This window comes from Pseudomonas sp. MF6776 (genome assembly GCF_016613125.1).
GTDB lineage: Bacteria > Pseudomonadota > Gammaproteobacteria > Pseudomonadales > Pseudomonadaceae > Aquipseudomonas > Aquipseudomonas iridis.
This window is the reverse complement of record NZ_JAENSQ010000054.1, coordinates 1-19604: the sequence shown is the minus strand read 5'-3', so window position 1 is coordinate 19604 and position 19604 is coordinate 1. Positions and strand designations below refer to the sequence as shown.

The following is a 19604-nucleotide window of genomic DNA, read 5'->3' as shown; positions in this document are numbered from 1 at the left end:
ATCTGCCCGATCATCGAGGCACTGATCAGAGAGTAATGCCTGGCGGGTGAGCTGGAGATCGGAAAGCCCCTTTACGGTGGGATTCAGAGCTTACGTTGGTTTTTGGTTCCATTGCTCCCCAAACCCCAAAGTCACGCGCGTGATCGAAGATCTCGCCGGGCCTAATGGTCTGTGTTTCTCGCCAGATGAAAAGACCCTGTACATCGTTGAAGGTCGCGCCAAGCCGAATCGTTTGGTCTGGGCGTACGCGGTTAATGAAGACGGCACGCTGGGTAATCGCAACAAGCATATCGAGGCGACTGCGTATGGCGCGCTCGATGGCATTAAGTGCGATGAGGCCGGTAATCTCTGGTGTGGTTGGGGCAGCAATGGCTCGCCACAGGGTAAACCAGAGGAGCTTGATGGTGTGCGTGTGTTCAATGCTCAAGGCAAGGCGATTGGCCATATTTCGTTGCCGGAACGTTGCGCCAACCTATGCTTTGGCGGCGTTCAAGGTAACCGCCTGTTCATGGCCAGCAGCCATTCTATTTACTCAGTATTTGTAAACACCCGCGGCGCCACTTTTATTAAGTGAGCCACCAGCCGCAACCCAGCGGTTGCGGTTGCCCCACGCTGAACGGCTTGGCAGTACAGCGTGGCTGACTGAAATTAAGTGCGAGCCTCAACGCTCGCACTTATGTCCTGCACGCAGCGCGCGACAATGCCAGAATAGTCGCTCATGTCAGCCTGCGACCTTTGTATGAAAATCCTCAGCCTGCGCCTCAAAAATCTGAACTCACTCAAGGGCGAGTGGAAGATTGATTTCACTGCCGAGCCATTTAAAGACAACGGGTTGTTCGCGATTACCGGGCCCACCGGCGCGGGTAAAACCACGTTGCTTGATGCTATTTGCCTGGCCTTGTATCACCGCACGCCACGTATGAGTACGGTGTCTGCGGGGAGCAATGAATTGATGACGCGGCACACGGCTGAGTGCTTGGCCGAGGTTGAGTTTGAAGTTAAAGGTGTGGCGTACCGAGCGTTTTGGAGCCAGCGCCGCGCCCGCGACAAAGCTGATGGGGCACTGCAGGCGCCCAAGGTTGAGTTGGCATTGATGGCCGACGGCAAAATCGTTACTGACAAAATCAACGAAAAACTGCGTGAAACCGAGCGCCTGACCGGGCTGGATTTTGAGCGTTTCACTAAGTCGATGTTGCTCGCTCAAGGCGGCTTCGCGGCATTTCTTGAGGCCAATGCGAATCAGCGTGCAGAGTTGCTTGAAGAACTGACCGGCACTGATATTTACGGGCAAATTTCTCAGCGGGTGTTTGAGCAAACTCGTGAGGTAAAAACTGCGCTAGATCACCTGCGCGCTAAAGCTGAAGGGGTTGAGCTGTTAAGTGACGAGCAGCGTGAGCAACTTAACGCTGAGCATGCTCAAGTCAGCGTGGATGAGCAGCGTTTGGCGGCTGAGCAAAGCGGCCTGAATGCACAGACGCTGTGGCGCGATGCCAAAGCCAAGGCGCAGACGCAATTGCAGCAAGCGCAGGAGCAAGCGAGTCAGGCACAACAAGCGCTTAATCAGGCTCAGCCGCAATTGCACAAGCTGGCGGCCAGTGAGCCGGCCACACAATTGCAGCCGCTGTACCGCGAGCAACTGCGCATCAGTCATCAGTTGCAAGCCAGCCAAGCTCAAGAGCAGCAGTTGCGTGAGCAGCACATGGCTGCGCTGGAGCAAATCTGTCAGCAGGCGTGGCAAGGTCAACAAGTCAGTCAGCAAACATTGCAGGCAGAACGTGCGACTACAGAGGATTTGCAGCAGCGCGCTGATGCTGTTGCGCAGCAGCTCGTCACTCAGCCGCAGCGGGCGCAGTTAGGTGCGCATCTGGCCGCGTGGCAAGAGCAGTTCGACTCCTTGGCGGTGAGCGAGCAAGAGCAAGCCGCTGAGCGTGAGAAGCAACAACAACTGGATGACCAACTGGCTCAGCTAGCAGCTGAGTTACCCCAGCAGCAAACGGTTTTGCACGCAGCGACGACTCAGCTTAAACAAGCTGAGCTGGCGGCAAACACCGCGCGCGCGGAGTTGGATGGATTGTTTGGCGGCCATAATGACGCAGCCTTACGTGAGCAAACTCAGCAATTAACCGAGCGTGGGCGTCAGCTGGAGCGTTTGGCAATGCTGCTGACTCAGCGTCAGCAGTTTGTTGATCAGCAGGCTCAAGCGCAGGCGCAACTGATAGCTCAGCAAGCCGAGCAAGCGCAGTTAAATCAGCAGCGTGAGGCGCTGCGCAGTCAGTTTGTCGACCTTAAACAGCAGATCGCCGACAAACAAAAGCTGCTTGAGCAAGAGCAACGTATTCAACAGTTAGAACAATACCGCGCCGCCCTACAAGCCGATGAGGCCTGTCCGCTGTGTGGCTCGCATGAGCACCCGGCGATTGCCGAGTATCAAGCGCTTAACCCGTCGCAAACTGTGCAAGCCTTGCAGGCCAAACAGCTTGAGCAAGATGCGGTGCGGGCACAAGGCGAGACGCTGAACAAGCGCCTGGCTGTGGTGGAAACACAAATAGCCCAGGCTCAAGCGCAAGTTAGTGCTGCACGACAGGGGTTGGCTGAGGCGGATCAGCGCTGGCAGCAAGCCTGTGAATCGCTCGGGCAGGCAATTGCGGATGCCAGCGCATTGCAGGCCGCACAACACGACCACGAGCAGCACATGCAGCAGCAACAGTTGCGCATGAGCCAGCTCGACCAACTCAAGTTAGTCGCCCAGCAAGCCGCCGATGGGGTGATGACGGCTGAGCTTGAGCACAGTAAATGCAGCGCTCAATTGGATACGCTGACCAGTAAACAGAGCCATGTGCAACAGCGTCACCACGACAGTATTAGCCAACTGCAGTTGCTCACCAGCAAGCATGCCGAACGCTTGGAACGCCTCAGTAGCTGTTTGCAGGTGCTGGGTTTGAACATGCCTGTAGCGCCTGCCGATTGGCTGCGTGAACAACAGCAAGCATGGCAAGGCTGGCAGGCTGAACAGGCGTTAAGCCTGAGTTTGGCTACGCAGTTGCAAGCGCAAACGCATGCACTGCAACAGGCGCACGAGCACGCACAAACCTGGCAGCAGCACTGGCTTGAGCAAGCGCAAGAGCCGTTAGCGGAGTTGCCGGCGGTTGATAACCCGCATGAGCAATTACAAGCATTGCAGCGTAGTTGGCAGGCTTCGCAACAGCAGCGTGATCAGCTGTGGGGGCAACTGCAAACGGTGCAAGTGCGTATCGAGCACGAGCAGCGTGAGTTAGCCGCGCAAAATAACGACTGGCAGAACGCTTTGGCGGCTAGCCAGTTTGCCGATGAGGCGCAGTTTATGGCGGCGTTATTGGATGACGCTGAACGCGCGAGCTTGCGCGAGCTTCAGCAGCGCCTAAACAACGCAGCCACTGCCGCTCAGGCTTTGGCGCACGATTGCACGCAGCGCTTTGCTGAATTGCAGTCGGTTGAGCAGTCGAAAGTGCTGGTCGATCTGGATGATGAGGCGCTGGCGCAACAGCTTGTACAGTTGGCAACACAGTTGCGCAACCTGAGCCAGCGCCAAGGTGAGATTCGTGCACAACTGCAAGGTGATGATGCGCGGCGCCTGAGCCAACAAAGCCTGTTTGCGCAGATCCGTGCGCAACAATCCAATTACGATGCTTGGCAGCAACTCAACAGCCTGATCGGCTCGGCGGATGGCGCTAAATTTCGCAAGTTCGCCCAAGGATTAACACTCGATCACTTGGTCTACTTAGCTAATCAGCAGCTTGAACGCTTGCATGGACGCTATCAGTTGGCGCGCAAGTCTCTGGGTGAGCTGGAGCTTGAGGTGGTCGATACGTGGCAGGCGGATGTTGCGCGGGACACCAAAACCTTGTCTGGTGGTGAAAGCTTTTTAGTCAGCCTTGCGCTGGCGTTGGCTTTGTCGGATTTGGTCAGCCACAAAACCAGTATCGACTCGCTGTTCCTCGATGAAGGCTTCGGCACCCTCGACGCTGAAACACTTGAGGTGGCGCTGGATGCACTCGACAGCCTGAATGCCAGCGGCAAGATGATCGGCGTCATCAGTCATGTTGAAGCGCTCAAAGAGCGCATCCCGGTGCAGTTAAAAGTGCATAAGGCAATTGGCATGGGCTACAGCGGGCTGGATAAACGCTTCGCGGTATAGTCCTTTGCGAGGCACCTGTCTCGGCGAGTGAGATCGAGACAGATGCTTTGCAAGGATTACTGGAGGCATGCACTGGCTAGTTTGCCGTTAAGCGCTGAGTCTTCGGTACAGTTCTCGGCACATCAAGGGTTCGCCGCGATAAACATCACCACAACCTCTGCCAGCTTTTCGCCCTGATCCTCTTGCAGAAAGTGCCCGCCATTGACGATGGTGGTATGCGCTTGGCCGTGTGTGCCCGGTATCAGCTTTTGCAGCACCTTGTCGCCGCCTTTGGTGATCGGGTCTGAATCACTGAACGCGGTCAAAAAGGGTTTGTTCCACTTCATCAGTACTGCCCATGCTGCGCGGTTTTTATCGGCGGCAGGGTCGTTAGGCGTGGTGGGCACCAACAAGGGAAATTGCCGTGCACCTTCTTTGTAGCTTTCGTCAGGGAAGGGCGCGTCGTAGGCGTCTAGCACCGCTTGCGATAGCTCTGTGGTGGTGGCGCGGTTGATGATCGCTCCAGTGGGGAACTCTGGTACTTGTTGTGAGTATTGCTGCCAGCTTTTGAAGGCCTCCCCTGGGTTGTGATCACCGGTTGGGAGCATGGTGTTGGCGGCAACCACGCGAGCAAATAGGGCTGGGTTTTCTGCGACTAAACGCAAGCCAATCAAGCCGCCCCAGTCTTGGCAAACCAAGGTCACGTCACTCAGTTTTAGCTGGTCGAGCAGCGATTGCGCCCAGTCAACGTGGCGCTGATAGGTGTAGTCGGTACGTTTACTGGGTTTGTCTGAGCGACCAAAACCGATGAGGTCTGGGGCAATAACGCGATGGCCTGCAGCAACTAGTGTGGGGATCATTGTGCGGTACAAGTAGCTCCACGATGGCTCACCGTGCAGCAATAAAACCACTGCGCCAGCGGCTGGACCTTGATCCAAATAATGCATGCGTAACTCACCGCCTTCGCTGTCATCCACCATCAGGTAGTTGGGCTCGAATGCGTAGCCGGGAAGGTTTTCGAAGTGTCGATCTGGGGTGCGTAAAAAATCCATATTGTTCGCCTCGCTAAGTGTCGGTCAGCCATGGTGCGCACGCGCGCCGCCTGTGTACACGTGTTTTGACTCTGTGAATGCTGCGTTATTACGCTCAGTGAGTCTTTGGCGCGTGGGCGGCTCGCGCGTTATCGGGCTGGCAACGCGTGGCTAACTCTGGGGCTGGCTTAGCTCCAGCGTTCTTGGCGCCAGGCTTGTTGCTGTTCTGGGGTGAGGAATGTCCAAGCGACAAAACGGCTTTGTTTTTGCCCTTGAGCCATTTCAACGGTGCGTACTTCCAATGCGCCAGCTTTGTTCAGGGCACTGTAAACGCCGCCGAGGTTGCCGGCTTTGGAGATCAAACTACTGAACCAAAACACCTGTTGGGCGTGTTCAGCGCTTTCGCTGATTAAACGGCTAACAAACGCCGCCTCGCCGCCCTTGCACCAAAGCTCAGCAGCTTGGCCGCCGAAGTTGAGTACCGGCAATTTGCGTTTGGGGTCGAGCTTGCCAAGGTTACGCCATTTGCGGGTGCTGCCTTGCGTGGCTTCCTCAGCGGAGGCATGAAACGGCGGGTTGCACAGGGTGATATCAAAGCGATCTTCGGCGCGGATAACGCCCTGAAAAATATGCGTGCTGTCGTTTTGCTGGCGTAGCTCGATGGCTTCAACGAGCCCCGGATTGGCGTTGAGAATCGCACCGGCTGAGGCAATTGCGCTGCTGGCGATATCACTGCCAACGAAGTGCCAGTCGTATTCGCGATGGCCAATTAGCGGATAAATACAATTGGCGCCAACACCCACGTCTAGCGCATTCACCTGTGCGCCACGAGGAATAACCCCTGCGTTACTTTTCCCGAGCAAGTCGGCGATGTAGTGCAGGTAGTCTGCGCGGCCGGGGATCGGCGGGCATAGATAGTCGGCAGGAATGTCCCAGTGGGCAATGCCGTAGAACTGTTTGAGCAGGGCGCGGTTGAAGACTTTTAGGGGTCATGCCGAGATAAGGCAAAAATTAGGACATTCGTTCTCTAAATTATTGTATTTAAACGAATATTAGAATCCCTTCTCAGCAAAGACTGCTTCGCGCCCAATCGCTTCAGCCATCCATGGAGGAAGCTTGGATCTATGCGATTTCAAGACCTGCCAATCGCTATTCGACAGGCACGTGCGCAGCTTCGCGACTGCCTCTTGGGCGTGGGGTTTGCCCAACCAGGCAAGTGCACGTACAGCGTCGCCAGCAATGGTCGCTCCGAGGGCGACCTGCCACTGTGGCGCATGTTCGATTCTCACCTGAATTTTGCCTAATTGCAGGGTTCTCGGCCGTCCGCTGGTGATAAATACTTCCTTAATCGACACCTGCTGCGTCAGCCCTAGAAGGGGTCATGCCGAGATAAAGGGAAAATTCACTCACTTCCCTCCTATCCGCATGTTTTATAAAGACTTTTCAGGACGTAACTGAGTCTTGCCGAGATAAGGCAAAATTAGGACATTCGTTCTCTAAATTATTGTATTTAAACGAGCATCAGAAGCCCTGCTCAGCAAAGACTGCTTCGCGCCCAATCGCTTCAGCCATCCATTGAGGAAGGTTTGATCTATGCGATATCAAAATCTGCCAATCGTTACTCGACAGGCACGTGCGCAGCTTGGCGACTGCCTCTGGGGCGTGGGGTTTCCCCAGCCAGGCAAGCGCACGTACAGCGTCGCCAGCAATGGTTGTTCCGAGGGCGATTTGCCAATGCGGCGCATGCTCGATTCTCACCTGAGCCTTGCCTAGCTGCAGGGTTCTCGGCCGTCCGCCGGTAACAAATACCTCCCTAATCGACACCTGTTGCGTTAGCCCTAGAAGGTTCGCTGCGCGGGCACCGCTTAACGCGATTACCTGATGGCTTTTCGAAGCTATCGCACTGATAACCTTCTCCGTCGCCGGCGCGCGTTTGCCGAAGCGCCCGGTGACCGGCGCCACATAGAGGCCGCGTGAAATCCGCATTAACTCCCCGCCCTTGGCTAATCGAGAGAATGCTTGGTCCACCGAAGCACGGTCAGCCAAGTGAAGGAATTCGTTTGGTGCAAGGATGCCTCCTTCAGGAAGAAGCCTGCTGTGTTCGATGATTGCCGCGGAAAGGGATTTCATGGATGGCTGGTTTTTGAAATAGGGGTCGTCTCAGAAAACGGAAAATAAAGCACGCTAAGGCATAGCCGACCCTGCCAGGCTTGTTCCGCCCTGTAGCGACGCGATCAGCGGGCAGGAAACATTCCCCTTCCGCGCATGGCAGGCGCACACCAGTTCAGACAGCACGGTTTCCATGCGCGCCAGGTCGGCCATCTTTTCGCGCACGTCCTGAAGCTTGTGCTCGGCCAGGCTGCTGGCTTCCTCGCAGTGGGTGCCATCATCGAGCCGCAACAGCTCGGCGATTTCATCCAGGCTGAAGCCCAGCCGCTGGGCCGATTTCACGAATCGCACCCGCGTCACATCCGCCGCGCCATAGCGGCGAATGCTGCCGTAAGGCTTGTCCGGTTCCGGCAGCAGGCCCTTGCGCTGATAGAACCGGATCGTCTCCACGTTGACCCCGGCCGCCTTGGCAAAAGCGCCAATGGTCAGGCTCTCCAAATTGTTTTCCATATCACTTGACTCCGTACATGAGTACGGAAGTAAGGTTACGCTATCCAATTCAAATTCGAAAGGACAAGCGCATGTCTGAACCACAAAACGGGCGCGGCGCGCTCTTCGCTGGCGGACTGGCCGCCATCCTCGCCTCGACCTGCTGCCTCGGGCCGCTGGTCTTGGTCGCCTTGGGATTCAGCGGGGCATGGATCGGCAACCTGACCGTGCTGGAGCCCTATCGCCCGATTTTCATCGGCGCAGCGTTGGTAGCCTTGTTCTTCGCCTGGCGGCGCATCTACCGCCCTGCGCAAGCCTGTAGACCGGGTGAGGTCTGCGCGATTCCCCAAGTGCGAGCGACTTACAAGCTCATTTTCTGGGTCGTGGCCGTGCTGGTTCTGGTCGCGCTCGGATTTCCCTATGTCATGCCATTTTTCTACTGATCGGAGTTCACCATGAAGAAACTGTTTGCCTCCCTCGCCCTCGCCGCCGTTGTTGCCCCCGTGTGGGCCGCTACCCAGACCGTCACACTGTCCGTACCGGGCATGACCTGCTCTGCCTGTCCGATTACCGTCAAGAAGGCGATTTCCAAGGTCGAAGGCGTCAGCAAAGTTGACGTGACCTTCGAGACACGCGAAGCGGTGGTCACCTTCGATGATGCCAAGACCAGCGTGCAGAAGCTGACCAAGGCAACCAGAGACGCGGGCTATCCCTCCAGCGTCAAGCAGTGAGCCACTGAACCAGAGCCTAGGGCGATCATGGGGATGATCACACGCATTGCCGACAAGGCTGGCGCGCTCGGCAGCGTTGTTTCAGCGATGGGCTGCGCCGCCTGCTTCCCGGCCCTCGCCAGCTTGGGCGCGGCCATCGGGCTGAGCTTTCTACAGGAATACGAAGGGTTGTTTATCTCCACGCTGTTACCGCTGTTCGCCGTCGTGGCTTTGCTGGCGAATGCACTGGGCTGGCTGAGTCATCGGCAATGGCACCGCAGCCTGCTCGGCATGATCGGGCCAGCCATCGTGTTCGCCGGAACCGTCTGGCTGCTTGGCAACTGGTGGACAGCACGCCTCGTATACACCGGCCTAGCCCTGATGATCGGCGTGTCGATCTGGGACTTGGTTTCGCCGGTAAATCGCCGCTGCGGCCCGGATGGCTGCGAACTCCCCGCGAAACACGACTGACTGCGTGAGCCAGCGGCCAACACAGAAAAGGAACGATGAATGACCACCCTCAAAATCACCGGCATGACCTGTGACTCGTGTGCGACGCACGTCAAGGAAACCCTGGAGAAAGTTCCCGGCGTGCAGTCGGCGGATGTCTCCTATACGAAGGGCAGCGCCAAACTCGCCGTCGAGGCCGGCATATCGCCGGACGCGTTGACTGCCGCCGTGGCCGGACTCGGTTATCGGGCCACGCTCGCCGACGCGCCCGTGCCTCCGGTGGGCGGTGGCTTGCTCGGAAAGATGCGCGAATGGCTAGGTAGCGGCGACAAGGCTGGTGGTGACGGTGGCGGATTGCATATTGCCGTTATCGGCAGCGGTGGCGCGGCGATGGCGGCGGCGCTGAAAGCCGTCGAGCAAGGCGCGCACGTCACCTTGATCGAGCGCGGCACCATCGGCGGCACCTGCGTCAATGTCGGCTGCGTGCCGTCCAAGATCATGATCCGCGCCGCGCACATCGCCCACTTGCGCCGAGAAAGCCCGTTCGATGGCGGCATGCCGCCCACACCGCCGACGATCTTGCGCGAGCGGTTGCTGGCCCAGCAGCAGGCGCGCGTCGACGAACTGCGCCACGCCAAATACGAAGGCATCCTGGATGACAATCCCGCCATCTCCGTGCTGCACGGCGAAGCCCGTTTCAAGGACGCGCACAGCCTGACCGTGCAACTCAACGGTGGTGGCGAACGTGTGCTGGCGTTCGACCGTTGCCTGATTGCCACCGGCGCGAGTCCGGCCGTGCCGCCGATTCCCGGCCTGAAGGACACGCCGTACTGGACTTCCACCGAAGCACTGGTCAGCGACACCATTCCTGAGCGGCTGGCCGTGATTGGTTCGTCGGTGGTAGCGCTGGAACTGGCGCAGGCGTTCGCCCGACTGGGCAGCAAAGTAACGATTCTTGCACGCAGCACCCTGTTCTTCCGCGAAGACCCGGCCATCGGTGAGGCAATCACGGCGGCGTTCCGCGCCGAAGGGATCGAGGTGCTGGAGCACACCCAGGCCAGCCAGGTCGCGCACGAGGGCGGCGAATTCGTGCTCACCACGGCGCACGGCGAGCTGCGCGCCGACAAACTGCTGGTCGCCACCGGTCGCTCGCCCAACACGCGCAGCCTGGCGCTGGACGCGGCAGGTGTCGCGCTCAACCTGCAAGGCGCTATCGTCATCGACGTCGGCATGCGGACCAGCACGCCGGACATCTACGCGGCCGGCGACTGCACCGACCAGCCTCAGTTCGTCTATGTGGCGGCAGCGGCCGGCACCCGTGCGGCGATCAACATGACGGGCGGTGACGCGGCGCTTAACCTTGCCGCCATGCCTGCCGTGGTGTTCACCGATCCGCAAGTCGCCACCGTGGGCTACAGCGAGGCAGAGGCCCAGCACGACGGGATCGAGACCGACAGTCGCACCTTGACCTTGGACAACGTGCCGCGTGCGCTCGCCAACTTCGACACACGCGGCTTCATCAAGCTGGTCATCGAGGAAGGTAGTGGACGGCTCATCGGCGTACAGGCGGTCGCGCCGGAAGCCGGCGAACTGATCCAGACGGCGGTACTCGCCATCCGTAACCGGATGACCGTGCAGGAACTGGCCGACCAGTTGTTCCCCTATCTGACGATGGTCGAGGGACTGAAGCTCGCGGCGCAGACCTTTAACAAGGATGTGAAGCAGCTTTCCTGCTGCGCCGGGTGAGAAAAAGGAGGTGTTCGATGAACGCCTACACGGTGTCCCGGCTGGCCCTTAATGCCGGGGTGAGCGTGCACATCGTGCGCGACTACCTGCTGCGCGGACTGCTGCGGCCGGTGGCGTGCACCCCTGGCGGCTACGGCCTGTTCGACGATGCGGCCTTGCAACGGCTGTGCTTCGTGCGGGCTGCTTTCGAAGCGGGTATCGGTCTCGACGCGCTGGCGCGGCTGTGCCGGGCGTTGGATACCGCGGACGGCGACGAAGCGGCCGCGCAGCTTGCCGTGCTGCGCCAGTTCGTCGAACGTCGGCGCGAAGCATTGGCCGATCTGGAGGTGCAGTTGGCCACCATGCCGACCGAGCTGGTACAGCATGCGGAGAGTCTGCCATGAACAGCCCCGAGCGCTTGCCGACCGAGACACACAAGCCGTTCACCGGCTACCTGTGGGGCGCGTTGGCCGTGCTCACCTGTCCCTGCCATTTGCCGATTCTCGCTGTGGTGCTCGCGGGGACGACGGCCGGCGCGTTCATCGGGGAGCATTGGGGTATTGCAGCCATCACGCTGACCGGCTTGTTTGTCCTGTCCGTGACGCGGCTGTTGCGGGTCTTCAAGGAAAGATCGTGAGCACATCACTGCCCGCCAGATGGACGGCGACCGAATTGGCGCAGGCGGTTGTGCGCGGGCAGTTTGAGCTGCACTACCAGCCGATTGTCGATTTGCGCAGTGACCAGATTGTCGGTGCGGAAGCCCTGTTGCGCTGGCGTCATCCGCAGCTCGGACTTTTGCCGCCGGGCCAGTTCCTGCCCGTGGTCGAATCGTCCGGCTTGATGCCTGAAATCGGCGCTTGGGTGCTGGGCACCGCCTGCCGCCAGATGCGCGAATGGCGGATGCTGGCATGGCAACCGTTCCGGCTCGCCGTCAATGTTTCGGCGAGCCAGGTAGGACCGGATTTCGACGGGTGGGTAAAGGGCGTGCTGGCTGACGCCGAGTTGCCTGCCGAGTATCTGGAAATTGAGCTGACCGAATCGGTCGCGTTCGGCAATCCGGCGATCTTCCCAGCCCTGGAAGCCTTGCGACAGATCGGTGTGCGCTTCGCTGCCGATGACTTCGGGACGGGGTATTCCTGTCTGCAACACCTGAAGTGCTGCCCGATTACTAAGCTCAAGATCGACCAGTCCTTCGTCGCCGGACTCGCCGACGACCACCGCGACCGGACCATCGTGCACACCGTGATTCAGCTTGCGCACGGGCTGGGAATGGACGTGGTGGCCGAGGGCGTGGAAACGCCGACCAGTCTCGCGCTGTTGCGGCAAGCGGAGTGCGATACGGGGCAAGGCTTCCTGTTCGCCAAGCCAGTGCCGGCGGCGGCATTCGCCGCCTTTGTCAGTCAATGGAGGGGTGCCACCATGAATGCAAATGATCCGACTGCCACCAGTTGCTGCGTGTGCTGCAAGGAAATCCCGCTCGACGCCGCCTTCACACCGGAAGGTGCGGAGTACGTCGAGCGCTTCTGCGGGCTGGAGTGTTATCAACGCTTCCAGGCGCGGGCAAGCAACGCGACCGAAACGAGCGCCGAACTGAACGCTTGCGGTTCGCCGCCGTCAGATTGAGGCATGCCCTAACTGGGCGTCAGGCCGGAACCTTGGGCAGTGTCAGAATAGGGCCGATTCCAGCATTTTCTGACGACTCGCCTGCAACCTCTAGGGCCTCAACCTGACAGGCCGCACGCTTAGCGTACGATTTTGTCCGTTTTCTCTATCGTCCCCTCCATGCCCGACGGACGGTCGCCGGCCCGCCCTGGTCGAAGGCCGCCCCACTCGGCCCGGCGAGGCCCGGCCAAGGTTGGACAGTTGCAGCGGCCAAAATCGCCCCCTGCGGCCTCCTGGGCGCGTTTCTGGTGCCAAGGTAGGCTTGCCCCCTGACTGACAGCTTCCGCGTTGTGTGGGCGATTCTGGAGGCTCTGACGCTGCTCCGGTTGCAGCGCTCCCGCCCCCTCTTTGGCGTTCAACCTGTCGTTTTCAGAAGACGGCTGCACTGAACGTCAGAAGCCGACTGCACTATAGCAGCGGAGGGGTTGGATCCATCAGGCAACGACGGGCTGCTGCCGGCCAATAGCCGACAATGACGACACTGGAAATCCCCGCCTGTGAGCGTCGGCTCAGGGCGGGACAGCGTCATCCAGCTACCTGCGCCACTGACTCAGCCTTGTCCAGCCGGCCGCGCCGCACGAACAGACTGACCAGCCGTTGACGGATCGCCACCTGGAGTTCCGCCAGTTGTTCCGGCGTGATGCGAATTTCACCCGCTCGACGAGCGCAACACCGGCGCCGCCTACGCCAAGAACCGGCGAATCGAACTCAAACTCACGAACCGCTGAGCGCCGCGTCACCGCGCTGCTGCGCCAGCCAGTCGCGCGGGGCGCAGCCCATGCGCACGCGGAAGGCGCGCGCCAGAGCGTTCGGGCTGCCGTAGCCGACGCGGTCGGCCACCACCGCCACCGGCCGCCCCTGCTTGAGCAGGGTGCAACTGACGTTCATCCGCCAGTCGGCCAGATAGTCGCCCGGCGTGACGCCCACCGCGTCCTTGAACGCGGCGGCGAAGCGCGCGCGTGACATGCCCGCCTTCGCCGCCAGCGCCTCGAGCGACCACGCGGTCTGCGGCGCATCGTGCATGGCGGTTATGGCGCGCGCGAGTTTCGGGTCGGCCAGGCCCGCCAGCAGTCCGGTGGCGCCAAGCCGCCCATCCATCAGATAACGCAGCAACTGGATCAGTAGCAACTCGCACAAGCGGTCGATGGCGGCCTGCCGACCGCACTGGTCGCGCTCGGCTTCGGCAAACAGCAACTCTAGCGTCGGCCCGAGGCCGGGCAAGTCCGCCAACGGAATCAGCAGCATCGACGGCAAGGCCATGGCCAACGGATTGCCCGTCGAAGCGCCCAGGTCGACCTCCGCACACAACCGCTCAGCGGTATCGCCGGGGGCGGCGACAAAACGATGCGACGCCACGCGCGGATAAAACAGCAGGCTCGGCTCGGTAACCAGCAGATCTTCATGCACGGGCGAACGCGCCGTAATCGGGCCGCGCCGCACCAGATGGATATAGCCATGCGGCGCCGCGTAATGATGCTGCCCACAGAAGGCGCCGCTGTGAAAAACGCGCGCCGAAAGCGAGTAGTGCCGGAGCAAGCCGGCCAGTCGATCCGCCATTCCACTCTCCATATAAGACGATAGGTTACGTATTTGATACTTTACGTGCCATATCGTACCAAACAAAGGGCGATCATGCCCACGTGCTCTTGCACCTCACCCACTACGGAGATAGACATGACCCAAATCGCCCCCCTGACCATCGACACCGCTGACGCCGCTACCGCTGCCACACTCAAGGCCGTCAAAGCCAAGCTTGGCATGGTGCCGAACCTGTTCGCCACGCTGGCCCACGCGCCGGCGGCGCTCAATGGCTACCTCGGCTTGTCCGAAACGCTGGGCACCGGCCGCCTGAATGCCTCCCAGCGCGAGATCGTTGCGCTCGCTGCCGGTCAAGCCAATCGCTGCCAGTATTGCCTGAGCGCACACACCCTGATCGGCAAAGGTGCCGGACTGTCGGCAGAGGCCATCGCCGCGGCCCGCACCGGCCAGGCGGCCAACGCACTTGACGATGCAATCGCCGGCTTTGCCCGCGCGCTGGTCGAGCAACGCGGCGTGGTGTCGGCCGACGCCATGGCCAACTACCGCCGCGCGGGGCTCGACGACGGCCTGATACTGGAAGTGATCGCCAACGTCGCGCTGAACACGCTCACCAACTACACCAACCACATCGCCGACACCACGGTGGATTTCCCCGTGGTCGCCGTCTGATCTCCATAGGCATATAAGGAGAACACGATGAAAATCGCACTCACCGGCGCTCTGCTCGCCAGCGCCCTCGTCCTGCCACTGGCCGTCACGGCCGGCGACTTTTCGCCCTATGTGGACAGCCAGGGCGGCATCAGCCGCCCCACAGACTTCCGCACAAACTTCGTCCACCTGGGCTCATATGCGGTGTTGGACGAAAAATCCGCCTCTCGCGGCTTGCACGATGTGTACACCGAAAAGGCCTCGGCCGAGCACTACCGCAAGACCGGCAAGTTCTTGGACGGCGCCACGCTGGTGAAAGAGATCCGCAAGCTCGAAACCAGCGCCATGACCACTGGCAACCCTGTGGTCTGGGGTTCCGATGCGGCCGTGTGGTTCGTGATGGTCAAGGACGCCAAAGGCCGTTTCGCCAGCAACCCCTTGTGGGGCGACGGCTGGGGCTGGGCGCTGTTCAAGGCCGACGCCCCCGCCAAGAATGTCGCCGTCAGCTACGAAGCCGACTGCATGGGCTGCCATGTGCCGGCGGCCAAGACCGACCGCGTATTCATCCAGGGCTATCCGACACTGACCCAGCACTGACTTGCTGCCGGGTTACGCTTCGCGCAGGATGGCACCTCCGTCCTGCGCGAGCCACCCTTTCCGGAAGCGCGCCATGCCGACACTCGACGCCTTTCTGACCGACGTCCGCGCCTGCACGCGCTGCGCACCGCATCTGCCACACGGCGTGCAGCCGGTCTTCCAGTTTCACCCGAGTGCGCCCATCCTCATCGCCGGCCAAGCACCGGGGGCCCGGGTCCATGCCTCAGGCGTGCCCTTCGACGACGCCAGCGGCGCGCGTCTGCGCGCCTGGCTGGGCGTGGACCGCGACACCTTCTACGACCCTACCCGCATCGCCATTCTGCCCATGGGCTTCTGTTATCCGGGCACCGGCAAAAGCGGTGACCTGCCGCTACGCCCGGAGTGCGCCCCCCGCCTGGCGCGAAGCCTTCATGCAGCGTTTCGAGCGCCTGTCGCTGGTCATCGTGCTGGGCAGCTACGCCATGGACTACCACCTCGGTACTGGCAAGACGCCGCTCACCCGGGTGGTCGAAGCCTGGCGCGAGCACTGGCCGCAAGCGTTCCCCCTGCCTCACCCTAGCCCGCGCAACAATCGCTGGCTGGTGCGCAACCCCTGGTTCCAACAAGACGTGCTGCCCGCGCTGCAAGCACGCGTCCAGGCAGTCCTCACCGCCAACCCCAAGGAAACCCCATGACCGACGACACCGCCGCCATTACCGAGCTGCTGCACAAGTACTACGACACCCTGGCCTGGGCGAACGGAGACAGGCACCGGCTTTGGAGCGATGAACGACGGCTTCAGGTGCGGTAGCTGACGCCTGGGACCTCAATCACCGTATGACCGGGTCGAAAGCGGTCCTTTCTCTGACAACATCGCCCTAGCCCGCACTCAACCCCCACAACACATCCAGCACATGTTGCGTAGGCCGCTCGACGTCCCCACCACGGTGGGCAATACCAAGTTGACGCCACAATAAGGGCTGTAATGGCCGCATGACGATCCTGGTATCGGGCAATGGCGTGGAGGCTTCATGCGGCAACAACGTCGCACCATAACCGGCCGCCACTAGGCTTTTGATCGCATCGTTGTAGTTCAGTTGAATACGCGGCGTGGGCTGCCGTCCATCACTGGCGAACCACTCCGAGGTCAAGCGCGAAAGCCGAGTAGTTTTGTCATTCAGAATTAATGGCTGGGCGGCCAGCCAACCGGGGGTCACAACATCCGGGCATTCCCAGCGAGCCGGCAAGAAGGCCATGACCGGGTCCCGCCGCCATGGCTCGATCCGCAATTCCTTCACCGGGGTCTGTGGCAGCGCGACCAGACCGATCTCCAAAGAGCCCTCGGCAAGCTTCTTCAAAGTTTCCTGCGACGTGAGCACCGCGACCTGCACATCGATAGCGGGATGGCGTTGGCCCAACGTCTCCAAAGCTTGCGGCATCAACTGTGCGATGGCCCCTGTGGAGGCACCCAGCCGCACACGCCCGGCCAAGCCCTGCACCTGACGCTCCACGTCCTCAAGCGCCTGCTCCGCATCCGCCAACAGGCGCCGCGCGCGCTCCACCAGCGTTTCTCCAATCGCCGAAGGCTGAATGCGCCCACGTGTGCGCGACAACAGCTTTCCGCCAACCCGCGACTCCAGGTCGGCAATATGCAAACTGACCGTGGGTGGCGCGAGGTGCAGCACACGGGCCGCCTCGGCAAACGAACCCAGGTCGGCAATGGCCACCAACGTGCGCAGACGGTCCAGGCTGATTTCGCGCATGAGTCACTCCTTGTTCAGAAAAGCTGAATTTCATCGTTTAGAAATTCAACTTTTCCTATCTTAGCCCCTCACTGAAGATTGGAACTCCTGATTTCCTATGTCCGAGAGCATTCCATGGCAAGTCCTCTTATATTCATCGACGGCGACCAAGGCACCACCGGGTTGCAAATCCATCAACGTCTACGCGACCGGACCGATCTGCGGCTTATCACGCTCAGCCCCGAACATCGCAAGGATCCGCAACGTCGCGCCGAAATCATCAACGCCTGCGACATCGCGATTCTCTGCTTGCCCGACCAAGCCGCACGCGACGCTGTAGCGAGCATCGAAAACCCCGCCGTTCGGGTGATCGATGCGAGTTCGGCGCACCGCACCCATCCAGACTGGACCTATGGTTTCGCGGAGATGAACTCGCAGCAGGCCCAACGCATCGCCACGGCACGGCGGGTCAGCAATCCCGGTTGCTATCCCACGGGGGCGATAGGGCTGCTGCGCCCATTGCTGGAGGCCGGGTTGCTGCCCAGGGACTATCCGACGAACATTCATGCTGTGTCGGGCTATTCCGGAAAAGGGCGCGTTGGCGTGCAAGAGCATGAGGGAGAGGGCGCATCACAGGCGCCCGCGTTTCAGGTTTATGGTCTGGGGCTGGCACACAAACATATTCCGGAGATTCAGCAGCAAAGCGGTCTGATGGAGCGGCCGATGTTTGTGCCGGCTTATGGGGCTTTTCGGCAGGGGATCGTGCTGACCATACCGTTGCAACTTCGCTTGTTGGCGCCGGGCGTGGATGCGGTGCGGTTGCATGCGTGTCTTATGCAGCACTACGTCGATGCGGACCATGTACAGGTGATGTCGATGCAGGAGGCCAAAGGGTTGACGTGCCTTGATCCTCAGGCGCTTAACGGGACTGATAGTTTGCGATTGGTGGTGTGTGAAAATGATGAGACGGGGCAGGTTTTGTTGGCTGCGGTGTTTGACAATCTTGGGAAGGGAGCCGCTGGAGCGGCGGTGCAGAATCTGGATTTGATGGTTGCAGGAACATGACTCCGACTACCCACTGGCTCTAGAGTCTATGGCTCGAATTTTCGAGCGGTTGTTTCCTCTCTGTTTATGGCCTGGCATCGACGGCATTAAACGAGTCGAAAACAGAATCTACGCGTGTCAGCAGTTTGCAATCCAGTCAGGCTTTGAAGTTAAACGGTCGTCCACGACAGGCAGCAATCGGCCAACAGCGGCCGTTTTAGAGTAGGGAAAATAAATCCCCTTTTCTGCTGTCTACGCTTCGCAGCGCCGGTTACCCGGTCACCACGCAAGACTCGCTTCCGGTCGGTGGCTAACCTTTACCGGGCGGGGGTCATACCCGCTGGGTTTCTTACGCCATTTCGTGACGGCTTGCGCCGTCATTCCCAGGCGACCAAGCTTTGCCTGGCGCACATAAATCAGTCCCCTTTTTCTCTTTGCGCAGCAATGGCGTCGATCCTTCGCGCCTGCAAACCTTTGGTGCAGGCTCCAGCTCGCCCATTGCCCCCAACGACACCGCCGAGGGTCGCGCCCAAAATCGCCGCGTTGAAATCAAACTGGTGCCCCGTAGCGGCGCTGTAGCTCAAGGGTAATGGTGCCTTGGTGCTCTTTTCGTCGGATGCCCAGCTATCTTTTAATGGGTTACGGGCGATTTGCAGTGGGCTCCAAAACCTGGCCTCAGGAGGTGCAAGCTCCCGTGGCACCGGCTTTGGACTGGGCAGACCAATACGCCGGCCCATAAGCCCATAAGGATCCCGGCCTCGGCCGGGTTCTTTATGCCCGCTTCGCGGGCTTGAGCCCAGAAGGGAGCGGCGTGCGCCGGATTCGCATCTGCCAGCCAGTACGCAGCCCGTTTGGAACTCAGTTGATCCGTCTTTTTCAACGGTTTAACAGCCAAATCAATACGTTCACAAGTACACTCGCCACCCTAGGGATGGTGAAGCATCCACGAGCGGTACTAGAATTTTCAGCTTTTCGGTGCCGCCGCACGAATTCAAGGGGCAAGCATGGATTACGAACAACTGCCGAGGGCCGCCTTGGTCCGTATGCTGCAGGAGCATGATGCGGCGCTTGCCGATGCTGGCAAGAATGGCATCGTTATGAGTTACACCGGGCGGGCTGCTCCCTGGCAGATCATCCGCCAGGTCAAGCCGAAGCTGCATCGTATTATCAAGAAAGTATCCTTTGGAGAGGAAACCGCCCAGTCAGAGAATGAGATCTGGGACGGTGAAAACCTTTCTGCGATGGTCACGCTCTATAAATATCGTGGTCAAGTTGATCTTGTAGTAACAGACCCGCCGTACAACACCGGCGAGGACTTCCGCTATAACGACAAGTGGGACAAGGATCCAAACGATCCAGATCTCGGCGATGTAGTTCCTAAAGATGATGGGTCCAAGCACAGCAAATGGTTGCGCTTCATGACACCCAGAATCTGGATGATGCGTGAGATGCTAACCCCAGGCGGGGTTATGGCTATCTGTATTGATCATAGGGAACTATTTAGACTTGGCATGCTCATGGACGAAATCTTCGGCGAAGAGAATCGCATTGGCATAATCAATTGGCAGAAAAGCTATTCACCTCGCAGTGATAATAAGGGGGCGGCGGCGAAAACTGAGTGCAACACCTGACCTTTCCGGTACGGTGCTGTCCCTATGTCTTATTCCGAACTCAGCGTTGAAGAGCGCGCCACCATTCAAATCGGTCATGCCCAAGGTTTCAGCCT

The 19604-nt window shown here is 59.8% G+C and carries 20 protein-coding genes and 4 pseudogenes; 17 read left to right on the top strand and 7 right to left on the bottom strand.

What is annotated here, in order from left to right; translation table 11 throughout:
* Positions 1–25: 25 nt before the first annotated feature.
* Positions 26–574: pseudogene (locus JJD74_RS29400) on the top strand (SMP-30/gluconolactonase/LRE family protein); the annotation flags it as partial.
* 165 nt (positions 575–739) lie between these two features.
* A complete protein-coding gene (locus JJD74_RS29395) occupies positions 740–4174 on the top strand; it encodes an SbcC/MukB-like Walker B domain-containing protein (RefSeq protein ID WP_077749512.1) in 3435 nt (1144 codons plus the stop codon).
* 122 nt (positions 4175–4296) lie between these two features.
* Here JJD74_RS29395 and JJD74_RS29390 read toward each other — a convergent pair whose 3' ends face one another.
* The 5 genes and pseudogenes from JJD74_RS29390 to merR form a co-directional block, all read right to left on the bottom strand.
* Entirely contained in the window at positions 4297–5205 is a 909-nt protein-coding gene (locus JJD74_RS29390; protein WP_045735840.1) for a haloalkane dehalogenase, read from the bottom strand.
* 167 nt (positions 5206–5372) lie between these two features.
* Positions 5373–6170, bottom strand: a pseudogene (gene rlmF, locus JJD74_RS29385) (23S rRNA (adenine(1618)-N(6))-methyltransferase RlmF); the annotation flags it as partial.
* 66 nt (positions 6171–6236) lie between these two features.
* A complete protein-coding gene (locus JJD74_RS31605; RefSeq protein ID WP_224490795.1) occupies positions 6237–6551 on the bottom strand; it encodes a hypothetical protein in 315 nt (104 codons plus the stop codon).
* A 154-nt stretch (positions 6552–6705) separates the two neighbouring features.
* Entirely contained in the window at positions 6706–7314 is a 609-nt protein-coding gene (locus JJD74_RS29380) for a DUF6088 family protein (RefSeq protein WP_045735839.1), read from the bottom strand.
* Positions 7315–7368: 54 nt separating this feature from the next.
* The gene (gene merR / locus JJD74_RS29375) at positions 7369–7803 is read right to left on the bottom strand and encodes an Hg(II)-responsive transcriptional regulator (protein WP_024552202.1); all 435 of its coding nucleotides are present in this window, start codon (positions 7801–7803) and stop codon (positions 7369–7371) included.
* Positions 7804–7874: 71 nt separating this feature from the next.
* Between merR and merT the strand changes: the two genes are divergently transcribed.
* From merT to JJD74_RS29340, 7 genes are read left to right on the top strand one after another with little or no spacing between them, the layout of a single operon-like run.
* Complete coding sequence (gene merT, locus JJD74_RS29370; protein WP_024552203.1) at positions 7875–8225, top strand: mercuric ion transporter MerT; 351 nt, start codon at positions 7875–7877, stop codon at positions 8223–8225.
* 12 nt (positions 8226–8237) lie between these two features.
* On the top strand, positions 8238–8513 hold the full coding sequence (merP, locus tag JJD74_RS29365) for a mercury resistance system periplasmic binding protein MerP (RefSeq protein WP_045735837.1): 276 nt from the start codon (positions 8238–8240) through the stop codon (positions 8511–8513).
* 27 nt (positions 8514–8540) lie between these two features.
* Entirely contained in the window at positions 8541–8963 is a 423-nt protein-coding gene (gene merC / locus JJD74_RS29360; protein ID WP_024552205.1) for an organomercurial transporter MerC, read from the top strand.
* 39 nt (positions 8964–9002) lie between these two features.
* Positions 9003–10688 (top strand): mercury(II) reductase, encoded by a 1686-nt coding sequence (gene merA / locus JJD74_RS29355; protein ID WP_200617894.1) that lies wholly within the window; start codon positions 9003–9005, stop codon positions 10686–10688.
* A gap of 17 nt (positions 10689–10705) precedes the next feature.
* Positions 10706–11071: a mercury resistance co-regulator MerD gene (merD, locus tag JJD74_RS29350; protein WP_021138753.1), complete on the top strand. Its 366-nt coding sequence runs from the start codon at positions 10706–10708 to the stop codon at positions 11069–11071.
* On the top strand, positions 11068–11304 hold the full coding sequence (merE, locus tag JJD74_RS29345) for a broad-spectrum mercury transporter MerE (protein WP_021138754.1): 237 nt from the start codon (positions 11068–11070) through the stop codon (positions 11302–11304). The genes merD and merE overlap by 4 nt, the downstream gene beginning before the upstream one ends.
* On the top strand, positions 11301–12290 hold the full coding sequence (locus JJD74_RS29340; RefSeq protein ID WP_024552207.1) for a DUF3330 domain-containing protein: 990 nt from the start codon (positions 11301–11303) through the stop codon (positions 12288–12290). Before merE ends, JJD74_RS29340 begins: the two co-directional genes overlap by 4 nt.
* Positions 12291–13043: 753 nt before the next feature.
* Here the strand turns inward: JJD74_RS29340 and JJD74_RS29335 are convergent.
* The gene (locus JJD74_RS29335; RefSeq protein ID WP_003464996.1) at positions 13044–13886 is read right to left on the bottom strand and encodes a helix-turn-helix transcriptional regulator; all 843 of its coding nucleotides are present in this window, start codon (positions 13884–13886) and stop codon (positions 13044–13046) included.
* 117 nt (positions 13887–14003) lie between these two features.
* Here JJD74_RS29335 and JJD74_RS29330 point away from each other — a divergent pair, with 117 nt between their 5' ends.
* From JJD74_RS29330 to JJD74_RS29320, 4 genes and pseudogenes are all read left to right on the top strand, one after another.
* Positions 14004–14537: a carboxymuconolactone decarboxylase family protein gene (locus JJD74_RS29330; protein ID WP_020309197.1), complete on the top strand. Its 534-nt coding sequence runs from the start codon at positions 14004–14006 to the stop codon at positions 14535–14537.
* 27 nt (positions 14538–14564) lie between these two features.
* Positions 14565–15113, top strand: coding sequence for a cytochrome P460 family protein (locus tag JJD74_RS29325; RefSeq protein WP_003465000.1), 549 nt, complete (start codon positions 14565–14567; stop codon positions 15111–15113).
* A 28-nt stretch (positions 15114–15141) separates the two neighbouring features.
* Positions 15142–15462: pseudogene (locus JJD74_RS31600) on the top strand (uracil-DNA glycosylase family protein); the annotation flags it as partial.
* Between the two features lie 61 nt (positions 15463–15523).
* Complete coding sequence (locus JJD74_RS29320; protein WP_003830781.1) at positions 15524–15787, top strand: uracil-DNA glycosylase family protein; 264 nt, start codon at positions 15524–15526, stop codon at positions 15785–15787.
* A 183-nt stretch (positions 15788–15970) separates the two neighbouring features.
* Here the strand turns inward: JJD74_RS29320 and JJD74_RS29315 are convergent, their stop codons facing one another.
* Positions 15971–16855, bottom strand: coding sequence for a LysR family transcriptional regulator (locus JJD74_RS29315; RefSeq protein WP_003465017.1), 885 nt, complete (start codon positions 16853–16855; stop codon positions 15971–15973).
* Positions 16856–16969: 114 nt separating this feature from the next.
* On the opposite strand from JJD74_RS29315, the gene argC reads away from it, so the two are divergent.
* From argC to JJD74_RS31195, 4 genes and pseudogenes are all read left to right on the top strand, one after another.
* Positions 16970–17899, top strand: a complete 930-nt coding sequence (gene argC, locus JJD74_RS29310; RefSeq protein WP_003465021.1) for an N-acetyl-gamma-glutamyl-phosphate reductase — start codon at positions 16970–16972, stop codon at positions 17897–17899.
* A gap of 413 nt (positions 17900–18312) precedes the next feature.
* Positions 18313–18468, top strand: a pseudogene (locus JJD74_RS31035) (OmpA family protein); the annotation flags it as partial.
* Between the two features lie 414 nt (positions 18469–18882).
* The gene (locus tag JJD74_RS29305; protein ID WP_003465024.1) at positions 18883–19509 is read left to right on the top strand and encodes a DNA methyltransferase; all 627 of its coding nucleotides are present in this window, start codon (positions 18883–18885) and stop codon (positions 19507–19509) included.
* A gap of 24 nt (positions 19510–19533) precedes the next feature.
* The coding region (locus JJD74_RS31195) for a helix-turn-helix domain-containing protein (protein ID WP_146469857.1) at positions 19534–19604 on the top strand (71 nt) is incomplete at its 3' end.

Excerpts from the sequence above, each read along its gene's own strand:
- JJD74_RS29315 (WP_003465017.1), bottom strand. The coding sequence starts at position 16,855 with ATGCGCGAAATCAGCCTGGACCGTCTGCGCACGTTGGTGGCCATTGCC.
- merP (WP_045735837.1), top strand. The coding sequence starts at position 8,238 with ATGAAGAAACTGTTTGCCTCCCTCGCCCTCGCCGCCGTTGTTGCCCCC.
- argC (WP_003465021.1), top strand. The coding sequence starts at position 16,970 with ATGGCAAGTCCTCTTATATTCATCGACGGCGACCAAGGCACCACCGGG.
- JJD74_RS29330 (WP_020309197.1), top strand. The coding sequence starts at position 14,004 with ATGACCCAAATCGCCCCCCTGACCATCGACACCGCTGACGCCGCTACC.
- JJD74_RS29320 (WP_003830781.1), top strand. The coding sequence starts at position 15,524 with ATGCAGCGTTTCGAGCGCCTGTCGCTGGTCATCGTGCTGGGCAGCTAC.
- merR (WP_024552202.1), bottom strand. The coding sequence starts at position 7,803 with ATGGAAAACAATTTGGAGAGCCTGACCATTGGCGCTTTTGCCAAGGCG.
- merT (WP_024552203.1), top strand. The coding sequence starts at position 7,875 with ATGTCTGAACCACAAAACGGGCGCGGCGCGCTCTTCGCTGGCGGACTG.
- JJD74_RS29395 (WP_077749512.1), top strand. The coding sequence starts at position 740 with ATGAAAATCCTCAGCCTGCGCCTCAAAAATCTGAACTCACTCAAGGGC.
- JJD74_RS29305 (WP_003465024.1), top strand. The coding sequence starts at position 18,883 with ATGGATTACGAACAACTGCCGAGGGCCGCCTTGGTCCGTATGCTGCAG.
- JJD74_RS29335 (WP_003464996.1), bottom strand. The coding sequence starts at position 13,886 with ATGGCGGATCGACTGGCCGGCTTGCTCCGGCACTACTCGCTTTCGGCG.
- merA (WP_200617894.1), top strand. The coding sequence starts at position 9,003 with ATGACCACCCTCAAAATCACCGGCATGACCTGTGACTCGTGTGCGACG.
- JJD74_RS29325 (WP_003465000.1), top strand. The coding sequence starts at position 14,565 with ATGAAAATCGCACTCACCGGCGCTCTGCTCGCCAGCGCCCTCGTCCTG.
- merC (WP_024552205.1), top strand. The coding sequence starts at position 8,541 with ATGGGGATGATCACACGCATTGCCGACAAGGCTGGCGCGCTCGGCAGC.
- merD (WP_021138753.1), top strand. The coding sequence starts at position 10,706 with ATGAACGCCTACACGGTGTCCCGGCTGGCCCTTAATGCCGGGGTGAGC.
- JJD74_RS29380 (WP_045735839.1), bottom strand. The coding sequence starts at position 7,314 with ATGAAATCCCTTTCCGCGGCAATCATCGAACACAGCAGGCTTCTTCCT.
- JJD74_RS29390 (WP_045735840.1), bottom strand. The coding sequence starts at position 5,205 with ATGGATTTTTTACGCACCCCAGATCGACACTTCGAAAACCTTCCCGGC.
- merE (WP_021138754.1), top strand. The coding sequence starts at position 11,068 with ATGAACAGCCCCGAGCGCTTGCCGACCGAGACACACAAGCCGTTCACC.